5 protein-coding genes (1 of these 5 running past the window's edge) are annotated in these 25482 nt (G+C 50.6%); 4 read left to right on the plus strand and 1 reads right to left on the minus strand.

Going from position 1 to position 25482, the window contains the following annotated elements:
• On the minus strand, positions 1–16954 hold the 5' portion of the coding sequence (locus ACNRUY_RS00615; protein WP_488109697.1) for an alpha/beta fold hydrolase. 13802 nt of this gene lie to the left of the window's left edge; only the first 16954 of its 30756 coding nucleotides appear in the window; its start codon is at positions 16952–16954; its stop codon lies beyond the left edge, outside the window.
• Positions 16955–17413: 459 nt separating this feature from the next.
• Between ACNRUY_RS00615 and ACNRUY_RS00620 the strand changes: the two genes are divergently transcribed.
• The 4 genes from ACNRUY_RS00620 to msbA all read left to right on the plus strand — a co-directional run bounded on the left by ACNRUY_RS00620 (position 17414) and on the right by msbA (position 25458).
• A complete protein-coding gene (locus ACNRUY_RS00620; RefSeq protein ID WP_488109698.1) occupies positions 17414–19549 on the plus strand; it encodes a type I secretion system permease/ATPase in 2136 nt (711 codons plus the stop codon).
• Complete coding sequence (locus ACNRUY_RS00625) at positions 19542–20975, plus strand: HlyD family type I secretion periplasmic adaptor subunit (RefSeq protein WP_488109699.1); 1434 nt, start codon at positions 19542–19544, stop codon at positions 20973–20975. Before ACNRUY_RS00620 ends, ACNRUY_RS00625 begins: the two co-directional genes overlap by 8 nt.
• Before the next feature lie 21 nt (positions 20976–20996).
• Positions 20997–23297, plus strand: coding sequence for a hypothetical protein (locus tag ACNRUY_RS00630; protein WP_488109700.1), 2301 nt, complete (start codon positions 20997–20999; stop codon positions 23295–23297).
• A 328-nt stretch (positions 23298–23625) separates the two neighbouring features.
• Positions 23626–25458, plus strand: coding sequence for a lipid A export permease/ATP-binding protein MsbA (gene msbA, locus ACNRUY_RS00635; protein ID WP_488109701.1), 1833 nt, complete (start codon positions 23626–23628; stop codon positions 25456–25458).
• The last annotated feature ends 24 nt before the right edge of the window (positions 25459–25482 follow it).

Here is a 25482-nt window from a genome sequence, read left to right on the forward strand (position 1 = left end):
CCCGCCTGTTGATATCCATCACCTCAACCAGACGAGCACCAGTGTCCTCTTCAAGAATGGGCATCACGGAAACAGGGGTATAGTCATACATTGCACGCTGACGCTGCGTCAGGGACGATGCATAAACCTTTTCAGCTTCCTGAAAAAATGCCGTTTCCCCCAGCTCCGATATCCAGTGAGCGGCTTCCCTTTGCACAAAATTGATTCTATCAAGAAAAGATTCTTTAATAATGGTTTCTTTTCCAACGGGCAAATCAGAAATACTCCGGTCAAAAAAGTCTCCCCAGTCCGTTGTTTTAAAAATCTGCCATATTTCCCGGGACCGGAAAAACAACTGCAACGCTTCTTTGGTCAAATCACTGACAGGCACATAGAGTTTGGGGGCCAGTACTTTTCCCGGCCTCAGTATGGACTCATGATCAATGGCATAGGCATGACCATCGGCTCGTGCAATAAAGTTTCCAAAATCCCCCCGATCCTGAGTATTAAAAATAAAGTCCAGAACTACAATAGGGGATGAGAACCGTTCAAGACCAGGCAGGTTTTGAAAATCCTTGCTGAACCCTCCTTTAGGATTCACCGTGGTAACACCGTCCGGCACAAAGAAAGCCACCACTTTATTATCAGCCCCTTTCAGCAGACTCGTTGGTGCGACCACTCCCAACTTAAGCTTTTGATCAAAAAGTGATGCAAATACCTCCTTGGCGGCATCGTATCTCTGCTTTCTTTTATCATCACTATTAAGTGCTACAAAGCCACCAAAATCCTTGACAATAACTGTCAATCCGCCCTTCAAGTGGTATTTTTTTACATCGTTGTATCCAAAACTATTGTCCTTGACTTCAGCCTCTTTTAATACCCTGTCATCAACCTGGTTCAATCTTGTCAGAATTTGATGGTATCCCTGATCCCGACTGGATTCTTTATCCGAAGTAAATAGAGAAAGCACGCTACGATTAAAGTCCGCTTCAGGCCCAGACCTGGCTAACAGATCCTTAATAACGGGTTTCAGGCTTTTAAGATCCTGCCCCTGGGGGGGGAGGGCCAGCTCAATACCATACTGCTGGTTTGATTTAAAACGAACCAGCCTGTATTTCTGGTAATTATCCGTGGGAAGGGGTCTATCATCACCAGAGCCTGAAAGCCTCATCAGATGATATTGAATATCAGAGAGCGAATCCTCACTCCTTAATTTGACCCACTTTCTCCCGTACCTGCCAGGCACACCCTCTTTAACCAGCAGAAGGTCATTATCGGTGTTGCGGAAAATTTTGACATCAAGCAGCACCTCATAAGAATCAGTGTCACTGCGAACAACAGGGTGCTTACGCCCTCCATCAACGTCTTCAACAACATATTCAAGGGGGTGAGCACTTGAATAATCGGCCTCAGAGGGGTCCAGTACCAGAACCGGTCTGCTTTCTCCCCATAACTCAACAGCAGCAAGCCCGTCATTCCCTCTCACCTCTCTCATAACGGAGCGAAGGGTAGACTCCATCCTTTCAAACCCTGCCACTGCCTGAGGTTCTGCATTTCGTTTTAACCGGGAAAGGTTGTGGCTGCCAATGGCCCTGAGAAATTCAGCGGTTTTTTCTCTGCTGCCATAGACCTCCTGGACCAGAGACTCATAAACATCACTGACGGCCCGGGAGAATAACCTTCTGTCTTCTGTCCCTGCTTCGTCAAAGAAGGCAAAAGCCCTGCCCATGGCTTCCTCAAGCCCACCATTGTCCACCAATTGATGAAGGACATGATGGTAATCCCCCAGGGTACCTTGCTGAATCTGCAAGTCATGATGGCCAACCAGCATGTGATAGTACAACCTGTTTGACCCCGGTAACGGAACCCGATCCCCAAGGCTGGTCATGCCAATGGTTTCACCAAATGAATTCACCAGGCGATCACTCTGTTTCCAGATGATGTTGACCATGGCTCTTCTGCGATCAACCCTGGATTCCTGAACCCCAGGGTCTCCAGGACTATCACTGTAACTGGCGGCCAGTGCCAGGGGATACAGCTTTTCCGCCACATCCGGATATTCCTGCCCCCTGGAAAGCCGGGTACCCACCTGAATACGAACCGGACGGGTCGGATCCGTCCCATCAAAAAGACGAACTTTGCTTTCTTCAGGGCGCCAATCCGGCATAACCTCAACCAGCACCTCCCTGCCACTGTTCACATCCAGGCTACTCCCGGCTCGCTCCTGGAGCGCCAAAAGCCTTTGAGCACTGTCTTTTGCAACAAACTGCTTCACCAGCGCATCAATATCCGCCTGTAACTGCTGGGGCCTTAACCTTTTCTCAATAAATGCCTGCTTATAGTCCTCCTTGTTGATCACCAGCCGCGTTTTTGGCAGCAATCCTTTCTGTTTCTGGTGATCCGAAACCACTTCAATCTCAATTTGCTCTGGGGTGTCAGACACTACCCGGTAATTGTTCCCTTGTCTGAGATAAGCCAGGTCATCCCGAACTCCCACTACCATGACCTGACGGTCATCCTTGATGGTGTATTCGTAGTCATAGCCTGACCTTTCAGGATCAAACTCTATCAGGATTGTCTCACCGTCGTAGGTTTCTAGGCTTTGCGGAAGGGACTCACAGCGCTTATACAGTTCAATCAGCCCATAGACCTGGTCACCGGTAGTTACCTGCCCCTGTGCCAGACGACTGTTCAGCTGTTTCACCTGAACTTCCACCAGGGCATTCAGCAAATCAGCACGACCAGGCGCCTTAGTGTAACTGTCCCCCTGTTCTCGAATCAGTTCCAACAGGGTTTCCTGCACCTGGACCAGGGCATCACTTCTCAATTGAGCCACTCTTTCCCTGACCAGCGAGAGAAATTGCTGCCTGCCATGGATGTAGAAACCGGCCGTCTTTTCCAGGTTTTCGATAAAGTAGCGGGTGGCCGCCGGATCCCGGCCAAAAGCCCCCGGATCCTGCAGCAGTGACAGCCAACCATCGACCCCGGATACTGAAGGCGGCTGACTTATCAGCTTCTCTAACAGAGGATTTTCAGAGTGCCTGACCTCAATGGCAATAAAATAACGGCCATCATTCTCGGCAATAGGCAGGCGTGAGGCCGGGTTCAGAATACCAACATCAATTAAGCTTCTTCTTCCTGACGATAAGGGTACATTGGTAACATTGCTATCAATATCAGGCTGCTGAACGGGCAGCTGCAACCGGCCATTCTGCTGTCTTGCCTGAACCGCATCCTTGATACTCTGTATTTTATGAATCAGATTCTGCTTTTTCTGAACCCGGTTTTCCAAAAGCGTTTCCAGGTTCAATTTAAACTGGGAGAGAATATCTCCCTCAATCATTGAAGCAAAATGATCTGTAGGTCTGGAAGAGAAGAAACGATCGACAGCTTCAACATCGGAATCATCCAGGATAGAGAGCAGCGGCTCAATATCTCCAACCCTGAAGAGATATTCCATTTTCATTTTAACCTGACGTTCAGGGTCCATCAGGTTGTAGTAAGCCAGCTGATTAAAAAACATCAGCGTCAGAAAAGACTTCAACTTGGCACTGGGCTGACCGGTTATTTTGCTTGCATAATCTGCAGCCATTGACTGAGATAATAAAAACAGTGATCGATTTGTTTTTCTGTTGGTATACACCAGTTCTGAAGCCATTGATAAGGGGTCGCCAATGGCTTCAAAATCAATGCTCAGGGTCATTTGCCGGCCAAGCCTCCAGCCGTCCTCCAAAGTATCCAGGCGGTAGGTAAAATAAAACTCATCCAGTTTACTTGCCCCTACGTAGTCAGGATTTAATCGCAACTGGTATTCGTCAGTATCACCCTCCAGAGTCTTTAATTTACCATTAAACCGGTCAACAAATTCCTGAAGATATACCTTACCGTCCCTGGGTACTTCCCTGAGAGTTTCCTCAAGAAGTGCATAAACTCTGTAATAGGTTCCCTCATTGTATTCTTCAACAGAAAGAGGGCCGGAGATCACTTCAATACAGGCCCCAAGAGTACTGTTATCGGTTGAAAGATTAAACAGAGGATATCCCCTTCGGCTACCAACGGTCTGCACCAGCCCCTTTCGTCGCTCTGAGACTTTCAACTTACCTTTGCTGTCCTCTGCATAAACACTTGTTACCTCTGTTTCAAAACCAAATCTTCGGGGGTTACTGTCACTGGTTACGGTCTTAATGTCACTTTTCTCCCGTTGTTTCAGATCCCCATATACCTCACTTAATGGGTATTTCTTATAAAACAGTTTTGTTCTTATCCGGTTTTCAATCTCCAGAGCCGTTAACGTGCGATAAGTGTCCAACACCTCTTTAGCCGCATCAGCCAGCCCCTCCGGCCCCCTGCCTGCAACGCGGGAACTGGCATCGAGAATGTCCACTACCGCTTCAGAAAAACGACTGTAGTAGTTCAGGTCACCCCAGGCCCAGCCCATGGTTGGGTCAATAAACAGTCGTGTAGCGGAACCCTTTGTTAATGGCTTTGTGCCCGCCGCGGCCTCCGAATCATAAGGGCGTATCCGGTTACCCGGTATACTTTCAGGGGGCTCCAGAGTAAGAACCAGCTTAAGGCCTTCAGGGTATGCCCCGTCCCCCAGGCTTGGGTCCAGCCCCTTAAGTCGGGCCGGGTGCGCCACCAGATCACCTTGTTGCTGCAGATATCGGACCAGCGACTTCCCTGTCTCATTTTCTTCAAAAAAAGAGTTAAGGACATTGATAAACCGCTCAGTAAACGAGTAGTGCTTTCCTCCCTCCTGAAAATCCGGGTGAGCCACAACCACACCCACCGCCCCCTTGCTGGCCTCAACCATTTTCAAAGGGCTGTCAGCTTCGGCCACATACTTTTCGGCCACGTCTACCGCTTTCAGTGTTTCATCGGCACTGACTTCACTGGCCTTGTCATACAGCAACAGCCACTCAGACATGGGGTCAACCGGCACTCCAAGCGGCTGAGAGCCCTCTCCACCGGAGGCCTGATCGCTTTTCACCAGATCAGTAAGTACACCGGTACCGGAGAAAATCCTGAAGACACCGTCCTCATCAATAAACTGAACCGCTTTATTCTGACCTTCTATTTGTTGAAAAATATGACCACTTTCCCGCTCTACCAGAACGGTAACCGCAGTTTTAAGCGCTCCCGCGGAGAGCTCATAGCTGCTTTCCCTTAAAGGTTGTGATGGTTTGAAGCGTTGCCAGGCTTCAACGACAGAAGTGATTCCCTCAGCCTTTACTCCTTTGATGGAGGTCTCTCCGGAGCGTTCAAGCACCCGGTACAGACTTCCCTGAAACTCAACCAGCTCTATGCTTTGAAACCGTGAGACCGGATCAGTGGCACTGACATCATCGGAAGAAACATAAATAACGCGCCTTTCTCCCGGCTTGTCCAGCTCAATAAACTGCAAAGCACAGGCTCCGCCAACCACCCTTTTACAACGGCCGGCAATTTCAATACCAAAGGCAGCCGGGCCGATAGCAGGTTTTAAAATTCTGGTTTGAGAGGGCTTGAAAGGCTGACCATTGACCAGAAAAAAGCTTCCACGATTCCCTTTTCTGACAATGGCTTGAGTTCGCTCCCTGAAGGCCGGTGGAACCCTCTCCAAACCGTCAGCATCAAGGCTGGTAACATGAAAAGCCCTGGCGCCCATTTCGGCTAACTCAGCCAAACTGGCTAAACGGCTTTGATCTTCTGGATCATTGGCAACACTGGAGTGAGTCGACAACGTCTGCCAGGTTTCTGCACCAATGGCTATCCTGAACTGCCGCTTTGCCTCAAAACTGGGCAGTTCATCATGAACCGTAATGAGCGCCTTTGCGCAATCGACCACCGATGGATCCCCGGGATGCTGCCTGATAAATGCCTGCGCATCCGCAAGTACCCTCTGGGCTTGCTCTGATTCCAGGGAGTCGAGCCAGCGAATAGCCCGGGTAAAATCATCCGCGCTGCCCCTGAGAATCTGCAGGTCGTGGGGCCCTTCCGCCACCAGGGTCCGGTACAGGCTTTCACCCACGTCCTCTGGTAATGGGGCCAGTTCCCCCGCGCTGGTCAGCCCCACGGTTTTACCCAGATCATCCAGCTGATCAGAATCCAGCCCCCATATCTGCTGAATCAGACTACGGGGATCAACGGTCGTATCCTGACGTGTGAAAGCCGGTCTTGGAGGCTTATGTTCTGAAGAGCTCTCGCTGTTGATGAAACGGAGTATACGATCCCCGTAGCTATTCATCAGTTTGACTGTCTCTTCGTGATCACACTGGGTAGCCTCACCCTGGACGCGAAAGCCCTCGGACTGCAGCTTTCTTCTCAGTTTCTCTCCCTCAGTGCCGAGCCCCTCTTTGTCGGTCATCAACATCAACGGGGTGGATTTAGGCAGAACCTGCAGCTTCTCATAGAGGTTGAACTTACCCAGGGATTTCTCTAGCTTTCTGGTTGCAAATTGGGGAGCATTAAAAACACCATGTCCTTTGAGGGCCTGCTTTAATCCAGGCATGGGCCTGTCGAGAAGCACACCGGCAACAGCCCGATCATGACTGGCGGCGTATTCTGCCAGATCAGCGGCTACCGCAGCCCCCATGGAATAGCCATGAATCATGATTCTGCCAGGGTCTATCTTCAGATCATGAACCAGGTAAGAAAACATGACCCTGGCATCATGGTATAAACCCTTCTCACTGGGGGCTCCATCGCTGTCACCATACCCCCGAAAGTTGACCGCAAGAACATCGACGCCTTTTTCCTGATAATAATCCCTTAGCATGTTCGCCTGTTCATCGCAGGAACTGTGGGTCCCCTGCAAAAACAGCACCACCTTTCTGTTCCCGGAGCTGTCCCCGGAGTCCTTTCCCTGCCCCTTGTGGTAATAACCTTTCAGCCGGCCAGCCTCTCCCCGAAGGGTCACTTTTTCAGAACTGCCTTCTGACACAGAAAGATCGTAATACTTCTGAGTCAACGGTTTTACTTGTCGGCGTTCACTTCGAGTTCCATAAAGCATGGCGTTCAAACGTCGGCCAATCACACCGGAGGGTTCATTATCCACCGCTGGCCGCGGATCATCCGCCATAACAACCGACTCTGTCCCCTCCCCACCAGGACGACTGACGGAATAACTCCACTGCTTTACCTGTCTGGGGGAATGGTCAAAACTGCGACTGGCTGCCACCCCCAATAAGGCGTTGACCCTACGACCAAAGCGCTCTCCAATCGAGCTGCGATCGGCCATGCCGATCATCACCCTGACTGGCTCACCGGCCTCACCCTCAGGCCCGGGCGAGACTACCTGACTTTTTTCCAGTGGAAGATCCGGCCGTAATTCAACCTCAACCGGGCTTCCGGCCGCCAGATCCACCTGACTTTCAAAAGCCAGATGCTGGGCCAGACGACGATACCCACCCAACGCCCCCTCAGCATTCAGCCGGGCAATGCTCTCAACATCATTCTGTACAGAACCTGACCACTGCCGAGCCGGATTTTTATACCGATCCAGGTCAACCTTGATCCTGATTTCCGGAAAAACCATGGTATCCATAGTGCTTCCGGTCAGGTGCAGCGTTATCTGCTGTCGGCTCTGCTGCTCTATAACAAAGCCTTCACCGGGTCTGAGGCTAAGCCGGTCAAAACTTCCCAGCTTAATGTCACCCGAGCGCATTGTTACCATGCGGCCCACATCAAGCTGTGAGGACAGCTCTACCCTGACAGGCTTTTCATTGCCTGGCATCCTGAGAGTCAATCCAGTGCGACCGGTCACCTCCATCAAGCGGGACACCGTGTGCAGACTCTCCTGTCGATTCTCACCGGATGACAGCTCACCCGCAAACAGAGTCAACATTGGTCTGATCAAACGGTGCGCCAATCTCTGCAGCCCGGAACCCTCTGAATAACGGCTACCGTCGTTGGCCTGGTGATCCAGTAACTGCCTGGCAATGCCCTCCAGGGCTTCACCATCCTGCCTTTCAATAATGCCATTGAGCCGGGTATCCAGATATTCCTGCTGCTCAGGCCCGTACTGTTTGTAAGCGGCTTCAACGTTTTCCAGAAAAGCCTGCGTTACATCAGGCGTCTTGCCCAGGGCGGTTTCATCAGCAAGCAGCCCAAGCTGTCCTGTTAAATCACCAGATAGATGACTATGAACTGATAGTCGATTTAAAGGGGTATCCTCTGAGCTCAATTGAACGGTTACCACGGAGTTTTCAGAGCCCGGCGGAGTCGATACTGGCTGACGCCCCGCAGCAGACCGTCGATGAAACACCAACTCCTGACTGCCTGGCCTGACGGGCTGCCACGAACTGTCCTGCCCGGTATCAGGGAGCTGAAAAGAAGGCGATGGCTGACCATCGTCGAAACGTAATTGGAGTGCATGACCAAATACTTCAGAGACCGCTGTCCGAAAGTCAGCTCCCAGGGCGGCATATTCCGGTCTTAACGCCCCGAACCTGACTCCAAGCCTGCCATCAGCCATATCATCCAGAGCCAGCAGCAGTCGATTGCCCACCTGCTCCATTCCCTGCTCACTCACATAGCGCTCAAGGATACGGATATCATCCTCCGCCAGGATGGACACCACTGCATCCGTCGTCGATGTTCTTAAATGGACACCTTGCTCCCAGGGAGCTGAGCTGCCCCCCATGCCATGCTCATACTCGGTTGCCAGAAAGTGGGTCAAAAAGGCCTTCAGGAGGTGACTGGGCTGATCGGTTATTTCATGGGCTAATGCTGTCGCCGTTATTCTTGACCTGCGAATCATTTCCTGCTGCCCTGGTGCCGAAAACCCCAGGGAGTCAAGTGCAGAGAACGGATCTGCCAGGGCTTGATAGGCAGCCCCTATTTGGCTGGTTCGAGAGAATCCCTCCAATTGCTTATGATCCACCCTCAACTCAACAGGGTTAATGACTTGCATCTGATAGAGGGGATTTTCACTGCCAGTCACCGACTTAAGCTGCCGGTTATAATCAGACACCAGAGTGGTCAGTGAATACGATTGACCTTCAGGCACCTTGCCCAGAGTGTCAAAAAACACCGTTCTGGCCTGCTGGTAAGTTGAGTCACCCTCCAGGTTGAATGGAGTAACCAGCTTGACCCGGGCTTCTCCTCCCTCCTTTTCAACCCTCAATTCCAATCGGTGCCCAGGGTCATGCTCTGCCTTCTGGACAACGGCCAGCATACTGGTTCTTTGAGTGTCAGAAAGCACTTCACTGGAAACCTGAACGCCTTTCAAGGCATCTTGATACAACAGGTCACCGGGCTTCCTGGGAGCCGCTGGAGGTTGTGGATATAAGGGTTCTGAGGTCGGAGAGGGAAGCCCCAGCGCTTTCCTGATCAAAGAGTGCTGATTCTGAAGCTGCTGATCTGTGAGATGCTTTGCACGCCCCGATGCCTGGTAGGAAGAACGAAGCAGCTCCGGAAAAAAGCCGGTATTCTGGGACAACCAGTTCAATGTTGAACCACTGACACGCCCCTCATCCGGGTCAACATGAACCACACTGAACGAGCCCCTGCCATCCTCCAAGGCCACCGGATCAAAAGCTTTGGCCTGGCTCAGTGTTTCACCCGGTTGAAGGCGATCGAAGCGCTTGAGAACAATGAGCTGTTTCACCCCTTCCGGAATTTTTACCTGGCCTTCCTGGCGGCTTCCCGTCATCAACCCCCGTTCAATCAGTTGCCCAAGATTTCCAGGCCCCTGGGTCACTGATGGCTGCTTTAGCTGATCTGAATAGTCCGTAAAAGAATCTGAAACCCTTCCAAAGCGGCTACCCAGTGTATTCAGCTTCTTCAACTCCTCCCTGACACTGCCTCCTGCTGCCCTGACCGCCTGTTGATATTCCTGGGATACCCAGACAGCCACACGGTTTTCACTATTCAGCCGTTTGAAATAATACAATCCAGTACTGTCATCCTCTCCGCTACCAGGTCCAGCGTGAATGGCGGATCCAGGAATCCTGCCAGCTTCATGAAGGTTTCTTGGATCCCTGGTCAGAAGGCCTCTCTGGTCTTTTCTGCCATCATAAACTTTAAGCAGGTCTCTTAACTGATCTCCCGATTCCCCAGTCTTGAGGTCTCTTACGACAATCCCCCTCCGTCGGCTGGCATCAGTACCATAAGCCGTTCTGTGTTCACGCATCTTGAGCGTCAGCTCTTCTGGTAATGGCTGAATCGCTACCCAGGTACCGGACTGCCTGTCTTCAGCATAATACGAAACCGATGAGCGTGGACTTTCCCCAAAAACCTCCTTATAAAATTTATTAGATACACCGTATCCTCTATTGAATGCATCCTGTTCAACCGGCTGGTTTCGATACTGTGCATAGTCTTCCCCCTCACCGACCAGATAAAGCTTTTCATTAATCCTGAAGACTCTGGCTTCATGTTTTATGTTTAACCGTTCAACCTTTTCACTCTTGACATGCTCCACCAACTCTTTTTGCATATGGTGAGTCATCTCATGAACAAAGACATTAAGAAAACCTCTATTCACACTTGAGCCTGAACTCCGTTCAAGCAATGGCTCACTGAAAACGACCATTTTCTTTTCTTTTTTGCTGTAATGCCCATACTCCCCGGGATCACCGCTCTTTTTAAGTTCCAGACTGATAGGAGACACCTTAAGACCGGTAACCTCACTAAAAACCTTGCTGTATTTATCTTTTATAATTTTGAACACTTTTTTAAGATTTTTATCATTCCCTAAAAGCTCTCCTCTCATCAGGGATTCAAAAGAGCTGTCGCCCATCAACTCCCCAAGCAAACGTTGTTCAATATCATCAACAAGATTAATATACGCCTCATCAAACTTAAGAAAGTCATATATCTTACTTAATGCAGAGGCAACTTCCTGATCACCAACATCCGGCTTTTCTTTTAATACAACTTTTCGTTCAGGATTTTTAAGAACCTCAGAAAAAAGCTTCCTTGCTTCATCAGCAGGCATACCATACGCCATTTCCTCCAAATACAGAACCAGGTGATCCCGGGGAATAGACTCCAAATTTTCCGCAATCAACATCAGTTTTTCCGCGGCCTGATCTTTAGCCACATTCAGATCGTCAAGAGCATCATCATTAATACTGTTTAGATACTCATCACCCTCATCGTGAGCATAAAACCACTGTATATTATCCACCCCCATGGATAACCTGAAATCCTTCGCATCACCACTTTTTTCAAGTTCAACATAACAAATAGAAAGGGCTTCTAAAAACAGTAACATTTCAGGTCGTTTATAATTCCCCCAGTTATCACGGACCCTGTTAACGGCTTCATTGAGCCTTCCAGATTTCAGAAGACTTTTTAACCCATCCACCATATTATCAAAATCACCAGACGCTATTTTGAAGTTATGGTTTAAGTCAGTCACCAGATCTTGATAGAGCACCCGGCCATTATTGTCATACAAACGAACAGGCTGAAACCGTTCGTCCATCCCAAAATAATCACCAACCTCCCCTAACCGGGCTCCACTCACCCCCCATATGGACTCAACAGAGCTTGCCAGTGTTTCGTCACTGAACCCTGAAAAATAGCTGAGCAGGGCAAGACCATATAATTGCGAAACCGCTTTCTCAACCGCTACAGACTCTAATTGGCCAACATCTTTTGAACCAAGCTCAATGACAATATCATCACCACTGCCTAAACGTACATTTGTCTCCACAAATGTTTTCTCAGGCCGGACAACCAAACGAATGTTGCCTTGATCCAGACCGGCTTCCCGGGAAAGAGAATCCGCAAACCGTTTAATTTTATCGTTCAACTCCCCTTTTAATAAAAAACCACTGACCCTATCAATATCTTCCTGAAGCCGTGCAGAAGATAACTGCCCATCCTCCACACCTTTATCATAATCTGCGGTATCAAATTCTACCCTGACCAGCTTCCATGGGGGCTGGTCATCCCCCTGGGGATAGAGAGTCGTCAGCAAACGGCCATCCCCCTCCTGCTCAACCTGGTAACCAACCCCAAAAGCATGGTATTTCAACGCACCGTCACCCACCGTCACTGTTGGCGGCGTTACAGCCATTGCCGGTCGTGGGGCTGGCTGAGCCTCTTTCTGCCTGGCCATATCCAGCAGGGGGGTCAGGTCAAACTCACTGTAAAAGGTAATGCGGACATCCCTGCCAACCACCCGGTTTACTGAAGCTGGCCTCAAAGTCACATCCGACTTTGGCTTATAAGACCGGTTTCGATAGGTCAGGAAGTTTTCCGCTACCTCATAATATTTGAAGACCCTGGGTACCTGATTAAACTGCTTCGTTTGAAAGGCGTTCCCATCCGGGTCGATGAATAAAATTTTTGAATCTTTCTCAGGGTATTTGGTATTGTCCTGCTCAGTTCCGTGATGGCAGATTTTTGGCAGCCCCCTGCTATCCGCTGCTTCATTGATCTGATTAATGATGTTTTCCTGAAAGTGGATAAGGACTCCCTTTTTGGGGTCAAACCGTCGTCTTTCCCGTTGGCCCAGCCCCTGCTTGACCCTCTGAAACGCGGACTGCCAGCGAGCCCTGACCAGTTCACTTCGTGATTGGCCAGGCTTAAGGCTTCCCTCTGAAGCAAGAGCCGCCCTCCCCACCCTTTCGCGAAATTTCTCGTCTGGCCCTGTTGAAACGCTGTCCATCCGCTTAAACAGAGCAAAGAGATCAGCATCAGCTGTCAACAATCTTGGGGTGCCATCCTCATCCAGCTCAGCCATCACCTTCAAAGGACGAAAGTCGTTGTACTCTGGATATTCCCGCCCATAGTCAGCACTTTTGTATTCAACCCCCCACAGACCATCCGGCTGTCGAAGCAACCGATATTCAAACACAACCGGCCTTTTTCCCGGTGTCCGTACTCCCCCGCCATTGGCTGTTCCGGGGGATTCAATGGAACGAGTAATGCTGGCAACCCATTCATGGTCACTGACCACCGTCAACGTCTCCAGCTTACCCTGTTTAAACCGCCGCTGTATTGCCTCCATATCCATTTTCAAAGGCACCGCAGCCAAACCGGGTAACGTCGCTGAATGGGCATTTTGCCGGTTGCCACTTTCAATGTCTGCCCGGTGCTCCAGTCCGTCTTTTCCAAACACTTTGGACAGCGCGGCATCATAGGCAATCAACCCTGCCTGCAACCCCCAGTCTGCGCTCTTTCCCTTGATATCCAATCCTTTGGTGGCAATACGAATACCCGGCCCCAGGCCATAATCCAGAAGATCCGTCGCATCCAGGTTAACAGGGCGAAAAGCAATCAGGGCCTGGTTCTCGCGGGCTATCCGTTTCAAATCCTCCCATACCGCCTTCGGTAGGCCGGAAGTTTCCAGGGCTTCGTCTCCACGGACCAGTTCCCCAGCCCATTGTTCAAGAGACATACGGGATGTGTCATCTGTCTCAGGAGAACGGCGCTTTCGCCCTCCATTCCGGCGGGCAGATTTGTCCGGGGCTTTAAGGCTCGCCAGGCGGGGATCATGTTCAACAAACTCAAGAATGGCTCCCGAGTCATAGTCCTGAAGCAAAGTGAAACGACGGGTGCTGGTCAGCTGAAAAAAGCGCTCATTGCCGTCTTCTTCACTGGCAAGCACCTGAATCGTTCCCCGGTTATCCCAACCTTCCGCCTCTTCCAGGGTGTTTTTCAGCCAGGCCAGCTCCTGCTGTTGCCTGATCGTGGTCTTAATACTTTGCAGCCGCTGTCGCCAGCCATAATACAGTGACTGCCGATAGGCTTCAGATTTAAGGTTGTCTGCTTCTACTGTGGTCGACTCTGGTACTGCTGTTGGCTCGGTTGTCGCCGTGGATTCAGTTGTAACTGTGGATTCAGTTGTAACTGTGGATTCAGTTGTAACTGTGGATTCAGTTGTAACTGTGGGTTCAGTTGTAACTGTGGGTTCAGTTGTAACTGTGGGTTCAGTTGTAACTGTGGGTTCAGTTGTCACTGAAGGTCCAGCTATAACTGTGGGTCCGGCTGTAACTGTGGGTCCGGCTGTCACCGGAGGCACTGTGGAGAATAAAGCAGCTCCAGCTTCCCCATTCAGATAAGCCTGTAGCGATGCTGCCGAAGCAGGGTGTAATACCTCTCCGTGAATGACGCCAGCCAGAGATTCAGCCACAAAACTGATTTGAGAAGTAATCGCCAGCGGACAAACCGCCTGATCCTCCCTGATCCCCTCCGGCGCAGACGATAACCTCTGGAGGCCATCACACCCCACCGCATCACCGTGAAAAGCACTGAACTCCTGCCAGAATACCTTTGGTTGACGGCGCTCATAAACAACCATGGACAGGTAATGAAGCAGAATAGCAACGGATCGTTCACTTTCCGTCACCTGGTCTGCCAGACTGGCGGCACTGAAGGGGGGGACATCACTGTCCAGAAAGCTGCCGTCCAGAATCAGGGTGATCCCCTCACCGGTAAAGTACAGGCCACTGTTTACCCAGGAGCGCAGTGATACCAGAAGGGTGAAGTCCTCTGGCATGTCCTGCGGCAAATCGGCATAGGCCGACAGCAGGGAAAAGGCGCTTTCTATGCAGGCTCTTATCTCCCGAATCTGACCGGGTGAAAAAAAATAGTCGGGCTGCTGGCTGTCATCAAAGTGAAGTTCATCCAGCAACAGTTGAATCCTGAACCGGCCGGTTTTCCAGCTTTGCTGATAAAAAAGGCCTTCTTCCTTCGTATAGCCCTGCTGCCTCAGAACATCCCCATAATAACCCTTCGAGTAATCCATGAACCGGGCCAGGTCATTTTTTAAAAAAACGCCCGGATTGTCGATCTCTCTGTCGGAAGCCTGGACAGACCATTGACCCGAAGGCTCTTTGTTAAAATGCCAGTGTCGTTCATCCCCCTTACGCCAGGTAAGATGACCGGAAGTACTGACTGACGCCACCCAGGACTGCCCGAGATCATCAACCTGGGTCAACCCCACCTCGACCTTGAGTGATTTCAGATCCTTACTGCTATCGGCCTTCCCCGCGCTATTGGCATTCCTTCTATGGGAAAGCGCCGTTAAAACACTCTGAAAGAAACCGGAAATCTGTCCCGCGGTTACCGCTCGATCTGCCAGGCAGTGCACCACCACCTTCAACTGTTTGCCATCCACCCACCCACTGGCCAGCCAGCGGGCCAGATTCTCCTTAGACCAGCCAGAAAAATAACCATCGCTGGATAACCGTCCTACCAGCTCCAGTTGACCGGAAGGAACCTTTTCTCCAAAGGGGTTAAATGCGGTGGTCTCACCCTGGCGAACGGGCTTATAAGGTGTGGACTCTCCGGAGTACCTCTTATGCAGAAACTCACTGACCGCCTGAATGTCCCTGCCTGCTCCCATCGGCAAAATGTGCTGGGAGTGATGTTCTTTACCAGAAGCAGTGCCCCCCCCCCAGTACCTGCGCCCCTTCTCAACGGGAAGTGCCAGGTGTTCTTCTGTCGCCAGGGTAACCCAGCGGGCCACTTGCTGCCCCAGTGGGTGTGACTCCGGTGCAACTCTGCGTCTTTCCACAGACTGAATGACATCGGCAATGGCCTGCCTGAGCACCTCTGCACCATTGAGCACAGGGTTCAGGTTATCTCCACCACGAACCAGATCCAGACGATAATATGCAGCCCGGCTCAGGTACACGGGAAACCCCATATCCCTGGCTTCCGCCATTAATCGATAGGACAGTTCAGCGGCCTGATGCTGATCGTAAACACTCTCAACGTCAGCGCTCTCCAGAAACTGATAAGCCTCCTCTATCCGTTTCAACACCTGCCCTGTGACCAGAGCGCCCGGAGCAGCAGCCATAATGCTGTCTGAGACCTGCCCTCTTGACTGGGACACAAGAACAGAGCCGGGAATCACCCTGAGAGGCTGATCAATGGGAAGAAATGGCCGGGACACTTCACGAGCAGCTCTCAACAACCGCTGTCGAGTGCCCGGCTTCAGTAATTCCAGCTGATTCAGAAAATCGAGGTAACCCCCTTGAAAGGGTTGTCCAAGCTTTTCCCTGCGATGGCTGAACTCATCCGGCCGGCTTTCCATCACAGCCTGGACAACTCCTCCCTCCAACAGTTCCGGGGGCAGGTCAGCCAAATCCGACCCTGGCAGCCAGCCTGGGTCGACACCGGGAAGGCTGTCAGGCCGGATAACAATACCTCCAAATTTATACAACACCTGATAACGGGCCAGATTTTCTGCACCGGCCATATTCCCGGCCAACAGCTCGTTAAAATACGTGGAGGTCAGAGGCGTTGTATCCGTCCAGAGAGCGTTTATCTCCTGGGCATCCCACACCTGGAACTTATCACCCAGGTTCTGCTCATCCCTGAGACGATATATCTGACGTTCCGCATCACGGATCTTTCCCTGTCGCTCCGCCTCATCCTTTGCCAACGCTTCATCATGAACGCCCATCTGATGAATAAGAAATTTCCGGATCGCACCGTCCAGAGAGTGACCGGCCCGGAAATCGTTCAGAATCTGTTCCTTCGCTTCTCTCTGCTTCAGAAGTACTTTGCGACTCAGCTCAATGGAAAACGATTCTATGCCCTGGGCCTGCTCAAGCCCCTCAGAGGCCCAGTCTTTGATCCGTTGATCAAGAATGCTGGCCAGGGTTGCCCGGCTGTCCACCCATAGGATGACTTCCACATGGGTGTTGACCCTCACCCAGGCCTTAAGGTAATCAAGCTCAATATCACTGGGCGGTTGCAATAAAAGAAAATGGAGCTTTGCCGGTACTCTCTGCTGACTGGCATCCAGGAAACGGTCCAGGGGCTGAAGTACTTTCTGAACAAATACTTTCTTAAAGGGCTCGTTCTGTAGATAAAGATCTGCAGCCTCTTTTATTTTCTGAACCGCCAGCCAGCCGGAAGCGGATAGTTTATCCTCCAGAGCCTGATAGCTTCTGTAACGACTCAACAACTCTGAATAGAAGGGGGTCTCACGATCACTGGCGGTCAGGTATTGCTCGGAAAGCGCCAGAAACGCTTTATAATCCGGCTCAACCGGACGGGACAGCTTGCCGTTTGAATGAACCATTGTTAAGTCCCTTGAGTTAAAAAACAGTTTCTTGGCATTAAGTCATGCAGATATGAAAAAGGCGTATAGGAGGCTCGATTCCAGAATCAAAGCATCAACAGTTTTGGTACTTTCATCCTTTATTAATCGGAGCTATTCGTTCAGCATCATTTTCCTGATTACGTCCATTTTTCCATAGGTAACCCTCCCCATGCCCGACTTCAAAAACGCCTGACCTCTGATAAACAATGAGGGCAGCACATTAATGAGGTTTCTGTTTACACCTGGAAAACAAGAAAAGCATGAGTAAATAACAAACCTTCTGATTTTAGTCTAAATTTGTTTGAAATTACTGATAGCATCAGTCGTTTATCCAGAATCGTTATTTTGAATAACTGAAACCACCCGGTTTTCTTATAACTGACCAAGACACTGATCACACAACAGGTTAAACAATAAAATTTTATTGAGCTTAATACTATGGAAGAAAAAGGAAGCGCGATACACCACTCGGGTGTTTTCTGTCTTTCCCTGATGTTTCAGTACTTGAAAAAACCGGTGGATATGCAGGCCATACAGCACGAATTCTGCCCCGATGGTGGTGACCTGACACCATTATCAATGGTTCGTGCCGCCAGAAAAACAGGCCTGAAAGCCAGAGAAAAAAGGATAAAACCCTCCAGAATCAGCAAGTACCCCCTGCCACTGATCGCCATCAACACAGAGGGCACATTTTTTATTATTGCCGCCATCCAGGGGGACAACGCACTGATTCAGATGGCGGGTATGCCTCCCACATCCATACCTCTGGAAGACTTACTTATGGAATGGCAGGGGCATTCGGTGCTGATCACCCGTAGAAACAGACTGCCGGACACCCTCAACCACTTTGACCTCAGCTGGTTTGTTCCGGTCATCGTCAAATACCGAAAGCTGTTCAGGGACATTTTGATTGCCTCTTTTTTTTTACAGCTGTTTGCACTTTGCGTTCCCCTGATCTTTCAGGTTGTTATGGATAAAGTGCTGGTGCACCGGGCTGAGATGACCCTGAATGTCCTGGTCATCGCTCTGCTGTGCATTTCAACCTTCGAAGTCGTTCTGGGAAGCCTTCGCACCTATGTATTCACCCATACCACCAACCGGGTGGATATTGAGCTGGGAACCCAGCTTTTCAGACACCTGCTCAGCCTCCCCATTCTTTTTTTTCACAGTCGTCCGGTAGGCCAGGTGGTGGCAAGGGTCAGAGAGCTTGAGAATATTCGTGACTTTCTTACCGGCAGTGCGTTGACACTGGTTATGGATCTCTTTTTCAGTCTTATTTTCATTGCCGTTATGTTTTTTTATTCCTGGAAGCTGGCCTGGATTGTGGTCGGCTCCATTCCCTTTTATGTCATTATTTCAATCTGGATTACCCCGGAACTGAGAAAGAGAACCGAAGAACGATTCCATCGCAGTGCCATCAACCAGGCCTTCCTGACAGAGTCCCTGACCGGTATCGAAACCCTGAAAGCCATGGCGGTAGAGCCCCAGATGAGAGAACGCTGGGAAGAGCAACTGGCCGGCTATGCCCGCGCCTCTTTCAGGGCAGTCATGCTGGGCACATACGGCAGTCAGTCGGTTCAGCTGGTCAGCAAAGTCGTTACAGCACTGCTGATGTGGCAAGGTTCAATTGAAGTCATTCACAGTGTCATGACCGTGGGTGAGCTGATTGCCTTCAATATGCTTTCAGGACAGATTGCAGGCCCTATTCTGCGCCTGGCCCAGCTGTGGCAGGATTTTCAGCAGTTTCGCATTTCAATGGACCGCCTGGGTGATGTTATCAATACGCCTCCGGAATCCGAAGTCAATCTTCAGCAACCGGCAATGCCGGATATCAAGGGCAGCATTCACCTTGATAATGTCGTATTTCGATACACGCCCTCAGGCTCTGAAGTTCTGAAGCACCTCACCCTGAATATCCCGGCAGGCCAGCTGGTGGGTATTGCCGGACGCTCAGGCTCGGGCAAGTCAACCATCAGTAAACTGATTCAACGCCTGTATATACCCGAGTCCGGAAAAATATTCATTGATGGCCACAACACTGCCTTACTCAACCCCGCATGGCTCCGTCGACAAATCGGTATCGTGTTGCAGGACAACGTGCTGTTCACAGGATCCATCAGAGATAATATCGCCCTGGGTGTTCCTGCCACCGATATGGAGAGTGTCATTCATGCCGCAGAGCTGGCCGGCGCCCATGAGTTCATCTGCCAGCTGCCCCAGGGTTATCACACAGAACTGGGAGAGCGGGGAGTGGGCCTCTCCGGTGGTCAATTGCAAAGGCTGGCCATTGCCCGCGCTCTGGTCAACAATCCGAAAATAGTGATTTTTGATGAAGCCACTTCAGCCCTGGATTATGAGTCCGAACGAGTCATCCAGGAGAATATGAAAGACATCGCCCAATCCCGCACTGTCATTGTTATTGCGCACCGGCTGTCCACCATCAGCGCCTGTGACCGGATTCTTCTGGTCGATAAGGGTCAAATCCTTGAAGATGGCAGTCACCGGGAGCTTCTGGCTCAGCAGGGACAATACGCCTCATTATGGAACTTCCAGTCAGGGGAGCGTCATGATTGATGACATTCGGCGTTACTGGCAGCTGGTCAAATCAACACTGGCCCGGGAAAAAGAGCACCCGCCTCTCAAACGAAACCGGGAGGAAACCGAATTTCTGCCCGCAGCCCTGGAAGCCCTGGAGTCCCCTCCTTCCCAGTTCAGCAGAGCACTGATGTTGATTATCTGCATGGTGCTTACCCTCTCCCTCCTGATCAGCTGGTTTGGCGTTCTGGATACCGAGGCGGTCGCTGAAGGTAAAATCATTCCGGTGGGGCAGGTCAAAATCATTCAGTCACTGATCGCCGGCCGTGTAGAAAACATTCTGGTCAAAGAAGGCGACCGGGTAAGCGCAGGCCAGGTACTGGTCAGGCTCAACCGGATTGAATCCATGGCCGATGTCCATGCCCTTGAATCAAACCAGCTTTACCTCCAGTTGAATGAAGGCCGAATCCGCTGTCTTCTGGCCACCATTCTCAATGAGCAACCGACCCACCCAAACCTTAAGGCATGGTTTTCGGATAAACCGTCACTGCTGTCTTCTCCTCCCACAGAAGAGCAATGGACAACGCAGCAACAATTGCTGGATTTTGACTATGCTTTCTTTTCAAGCAGTGACAACGCCATGGCGGATGCTGTAAACCAGCGACAGGCGACCATTGAAGCAATCCAGTCAGAAATCGAACGGTACCATGTTTTGCTGCCCCTTTATGAAGAACAGGAAAGAAACATCAAGGCCTTATATGAAAAGTCCCACGCCTCAAAAACAGAATGGCTGTCTGCCCGTGAAAAACAGGTATCCGCCTATCAGCAATTAATGGTTGAGAAACACCGGCTGCAGGAAGCAAAAGCAGCACTGGCGTCAGCAATTAGTGAAAGAAGTAAACAGAGCTTTAATTTTCAGCAATCAAGAATGCAACAGATCAATGAGTTTAATGATAAACTGGAAGAGTTAAGACAGGCACTTCGAAAAGCCCGCGAGCGAAACAGCCAAAGTGATATCTCCGCTCCCGTCAGTGGCACCGTTCATCATCTGGAAATTCACTCCAGAGGAGCGGTGGTTGAACCGGCTAAATCACTGATGACTATTGTCCCAGATGAAGCAGAGCTTCAGGTCGAAGCGATGGTTTTAAACAAAGACATTGGCTTTATTCAGAAAGGCATGCCCGTGGATATTAAAATTGAGTCTTTCCCTTATACGTTTTATGGCTATCTTGGTGGCGTTGTACAGAGTATTGCCAGAGATGCAGTGGTTATACCGGAACAGGGCCTGGTTTACCCAACTTATATTCATATTGACCGCCAAAGTGTTCTAATTAATGGGAAAAATCAACCGCTTCAGGCGGGAATGGTGGTCAGCGCTGAAGTGAAAACCGGAACACGAAGAGCGTTGGAGTTTTTCATTGAACCTTTTCTTCGCTACCGGGATGAAGCATTCAATGTTCGTTAAACGAAACCGGGAGGTGCTGTTGTGAGAAAAGCCCACGCAATAAAAAACAGCGCTTATTTCTGCTCGTTCCTTATCTTATGTCTGCTCTACGTAAAACCGGATATGAGCCTGGCCAATACCCAGGCGGAAGAGGTCGCCGGTGAGTTGGTGCTGGTTGACTCAATTGCTCTAGAGTACACAGACCCCAGCGTTGTACCACAACCGTTCAGTGTTTGCTTCCATAAAGGACATATCCTTATCTCAGACCCAAAACTGACCAGCCTGTTTTCAGTCAATCAGGAAACCCTGGAATTTATGGAACCCTTTCCGATTCCCCTGGGCAACCATTCTCTTCAGAGAGGTTCGCGGGAACTGGCGATAAACCCGGTCACACAGGAACTGGCTATTCCTGGAGAACATTCAGACTCCATTGCCTTACTGTTTCCAGCCATCGGTTCCCAGGAGGCGGAAGGCTCTCAAGATGCCGACGCAAGCGGCACCAGGCATAAAAGAAGCTCTTTAATATTTACTCAATCTCTGACCCGGGAAAACACCGATATCCCCAACTCCTTCAAAAACCCTTATCGAGCCTGTTACGATCACAGTGGTCAAGTGCTTTTAGTCAGTAGCCGAGACTCTTCTGAGCTCACCGCTTACATCAAGGTTAACGACAACTGGCAGTACTGGAACTCCCCCAAGATACCGGCCGGCAAGGACCCGGATGTAGCCATTATCATTGCCGCTCAATCCTCCAGTGCTTTTTACCTTGCTCTTAACAAGCGTGATGAATCAGACCATTACCGAACATTCAGCACGGTCTATAAGCTTGAATTCAACCTCAATCATCTTGACAGCGAGCTTAACAGAGAATGGGGCCAATGGTCTTCACCTGAAGCTGTGGACTCTTCACACACTACCGAAAGTCTGAGACGCATCACTGGCATGGCATTTACCCCAGATGGCCAGTTTCTGGTTGTGGTTGCCCATGAAACCAACAGCGTATTGTTTTACCAGAAGAATGCTTCCAGTGGACAATGGCAACCGTCAGCCACTTTTACGGACGAAAACCTCCAGGAGGCTGACAGCTTTGACGGTGTACACAGTGTGGTCAGTGCCATTCCCGTGAATGACGAGGTTCCCTGTGTCTACGTTTCCTCAAACCAGCATGTTCATTCATTCGTCTGGAACAGCCACCTTTCAAAATGGCAACACCTCAAGGCTCTGCTGATCAAACATAAGGGCAGGTCACCGGGCCTAACTGGCATTGCCATCGATCCGGAAAACGGCCGGCGCATTGTTGTCATAGGCGCTACGACAGGAGTGGTGCTTATCGTACATTTTTCATCGGCGCCTCGCTTTGGGCAGCCCGGTTATCAGTTTGATTACGATGAGCGGGATGCCAGTGGACACCATTTCCTGGTGGGTCAGCTCATGGTCATAGACGCCAATATGGCTAATATTGAAGACCTCTCTCACCTCACAACCTCAGTGCGCTGGCAGGAGCACTCAAACTGCCCTTTTTACTGGGAAAATAACCAGATTTTGTACAGCCCGAACTGCGGGGTGTCACTCAGCCATAGCGGGGGCTGGCAGCTTTCAATCGACTTCCCTGCACACATGCAAGTGTGTAATCAGTTTAATCACTGTTCCAGCACCTCCATTACTGTTCAGGTTACCCCCCAGGATTTCTCTACAAGACAGCTTAAATGGGGAGTATCAGTGGGGCTTCCCCCTGTTATTACCGCTGGATTAGTTCTAGCCGGATGGAAAATTTTCAAGTACTTCAAGCCTCGTGGAAGTTACTCAACTATGGAAGACGATCCAAGTTCCGACAAATTGACCGAATGGCAGGATCTGCTCGATGACAACCACCAACCCCTTCTACCTGAAGACCAAACAAGTTTTCAAATGAATGGCGATTGCATTGAGATGCAACCGTTAGCAACCATTGTAAACTCAGAAACAGCTCAAAATGTATGTATTGATATGACCTCATTTGGTGCAAGTGTCGAGAGCACCGATGATGGAGACTTGATCGAGGCTCAGGGTACTTCTTCAAATAACAACGGTTATGCCAATTGCGCTGATCTCGTCCGGAAGGTAGAAATACGAGTCCGGGAAGATGGAAGGTTTTTATCGCCTAGTGATTTACAGGCAATTAAGGAGGGGTTAAGGGCCTCCTCTGAGACAGAGAGCCTGGAAGGTGGCGACAATACCGATGAGGCAAGCCCACTTATGCAGCCCTCCTTTACACAGAAAGGAAATGATGATGAAGATACCACTGAGGAGTCACCCTTCCTTAGAGAACACCAGGACACAGAAAACGAGGATCATGATGAATAGACGATACCTTCACTCTTAAACAGCCTGATATCACTGAAGAAAACAAAGAACCATGACAATGCCCGTTCCCCGGTAAACCCAGGAAGGACTATCAAACTTTGAAAATGCTCTTGACCGCCACACTATGCTAGAATGCGTCCTTTGACCTTTTTCCGGTAAGTGGCCACAGGAAACCTAGGCCTTTCAAGGTTCATTCAGTGCCCTGTTGATACCCGGGATAAGCTCTGTAACCCAAAGCGGACTGTATAGCCTGCCCGTTAGTGATCGCATGTGCATGGCCGCCTAGCAGACTTCGCTTCATTAAACGTACAGACACTTCTCCTTAATCATGTCAGAACCATCCAGCGACGGCAGTTTACAGATTTATCTTCGCCTGCTCAGTTACGTGAAACCCTACAGCGGCTACTTTGCCCTGAGCCTTTTCGGGCTGGCTATTTTCGCACTCACCCAGCCCGCCTTTGCCAAGCTGCTGGAGTACTTCGTCCAGGCCCTGGAAGGTCAGCCTGTAGGGCTGCTCCAGCACACTTCCTGGCTCAGTGATGCCGGTATTTCAGACCTGTGGCTGATTCCTTCCCTGATGGTGTTGATTGCCATCGTCCGGGGCATTGGCTCCTATCTGGGTAACTACTATATAGCCAAAGTGTCCACATCCGTCATCCATGATCTGCGAACACTGATGTTTGAGAGGATGGTAACCCTTCCCAATGTCTTTTTTGACAACAACAACTCCGGCCACCTGATCGCCAGGATCACCTACAACGTCAGCCTGGTGACGTCCGCCGCCTCAGAAGCCATCCGGGTTGCGGTTCGGGAGGGGCTGACCATTCTGTTCCTGCTGAGTTTCCTGATTTACACCAACTGGAAACTGACCCTGATCTTTATGGGAGTGGCTCCGGTCATCGCCTTTGTGGTGTCAGTGGCCAGCAAGCGGTTCCGGAAAATCAGCCAGAATATCCAGTTTTCCATGGGCGATCTCACCCATGTGACTTCTGAAACCATCAACGGCTACCGTGAAGTTCGTGGCTTCGGTGGAGAAGCCTATGAAAACAAGCGTTTTACATCCGCCAGTGCCAGAAACACCGCCCAGAACCTGGCTATGGAACGGGCTGCTGCGATCAACACACCTCTGCTGCAGTTTCTGGTCTCCATTGCCCTGGCCGTGCTGCTGTTTATGGTACTGTGGATCAAGGGTGACGCTTCCACCGCCTCTCTGGTGGGCTATGTGACCGCTGCGGCCCTGATGCCAAAACCCATCCGGCAACTCAGCGAAGTGAATGCCAATATCCAGAAAGGCATTGCCGCCGCAGAAACCATCTTTGAAATGGTGGATGAAGTGCCGGAGCCTAATGAAGGCCATTATCAAAGTGAGCGGGTCGAAGGTCAGGTTGAATTCCGCCAGGTAGGCTTTACCTATGATCAAGCCGAACAACCGGCCCTGCAGGAGATCAGCTTCACCATGGCACCGGGGGAAACCTACGCTCTGGTAGGCCGGTCCGGTTCCGGAAAGACGACTCTGGCTAATTTGCTGCCCCGTTTTTACAACCATAGCCAGGGGGAGATTCTGATTGATGGCATTCCCCTGACAGAGTACGAGCTAAAGAACCTGCGCAGCCATATTGCCCTGGTCAGCCAGAACATAACCCTGTTTAATGACACCATTGCCCGTAATATTGCTTATGGTGTTCTGGGAGAGACGGCTGACGAAGAGGATATCCGGCTGGCTGCAGAGGCCGCCTACGCCAACGAGTTTATCAAAGACATGCCCGATGGCATGCATACCCTGGTAGGTGAAGACGGGGTACTGTTGTCCGGTGGCCAGCGGCAGCGCCTGGCCATCGCCAGGGCCGTGCTGAAAGATGCCCCTATTCTGATTCTGGATGAAGCCACTTCCGCCCTGGACACCGAATCGGAACGACACATCCAGGCAGCCCTGGATGATATCATGAAAAACCGGACCACCCTGGTCATTGCCCATCGACTGTCCACCATTGAAAATGCCGATTGTATTCTGGTGATGGACCATGGTCGCATTATTGAACAGGGCAGTCATGATGAGCTGCTCGCCCGGGGCGAGCATTATGCCAAACTGCACAGAATGCAGTTTCAGGACGAACTGAGCCCTGAGTGTAATACCGAAGGTGTTATCCTTGAGCAGGCGTGAAAACCTGTCAGGCACCGGATTGAA

The sequence above is a fragment of the Endozoicomonas sp. Z74 genome, assembly GCF_057680865.1.

Coding starts and splice junctions, on each gene's coding strand:
- ACNRUY_RS00620 (WP_488109698.1), top strand. CDS start 17,414: ATGGAAGAAAAAGGAAGCGCGATACACCACTCGGGTGTTTTCTGTCTT.
- ACNRUY_RS00625 (WP_488109699.1), top strand. CDS start 19,542: ATGATTGATGACATTCGGCGTTACTGGCAGCTGGTCAAATCAACACTG.
- msbA (WP_488109701.1), top strand. CDS start 23,626: ATGTCAGAACCATCCAGCGACGGCAGTTTACAGATTTATCTTCGCCTG.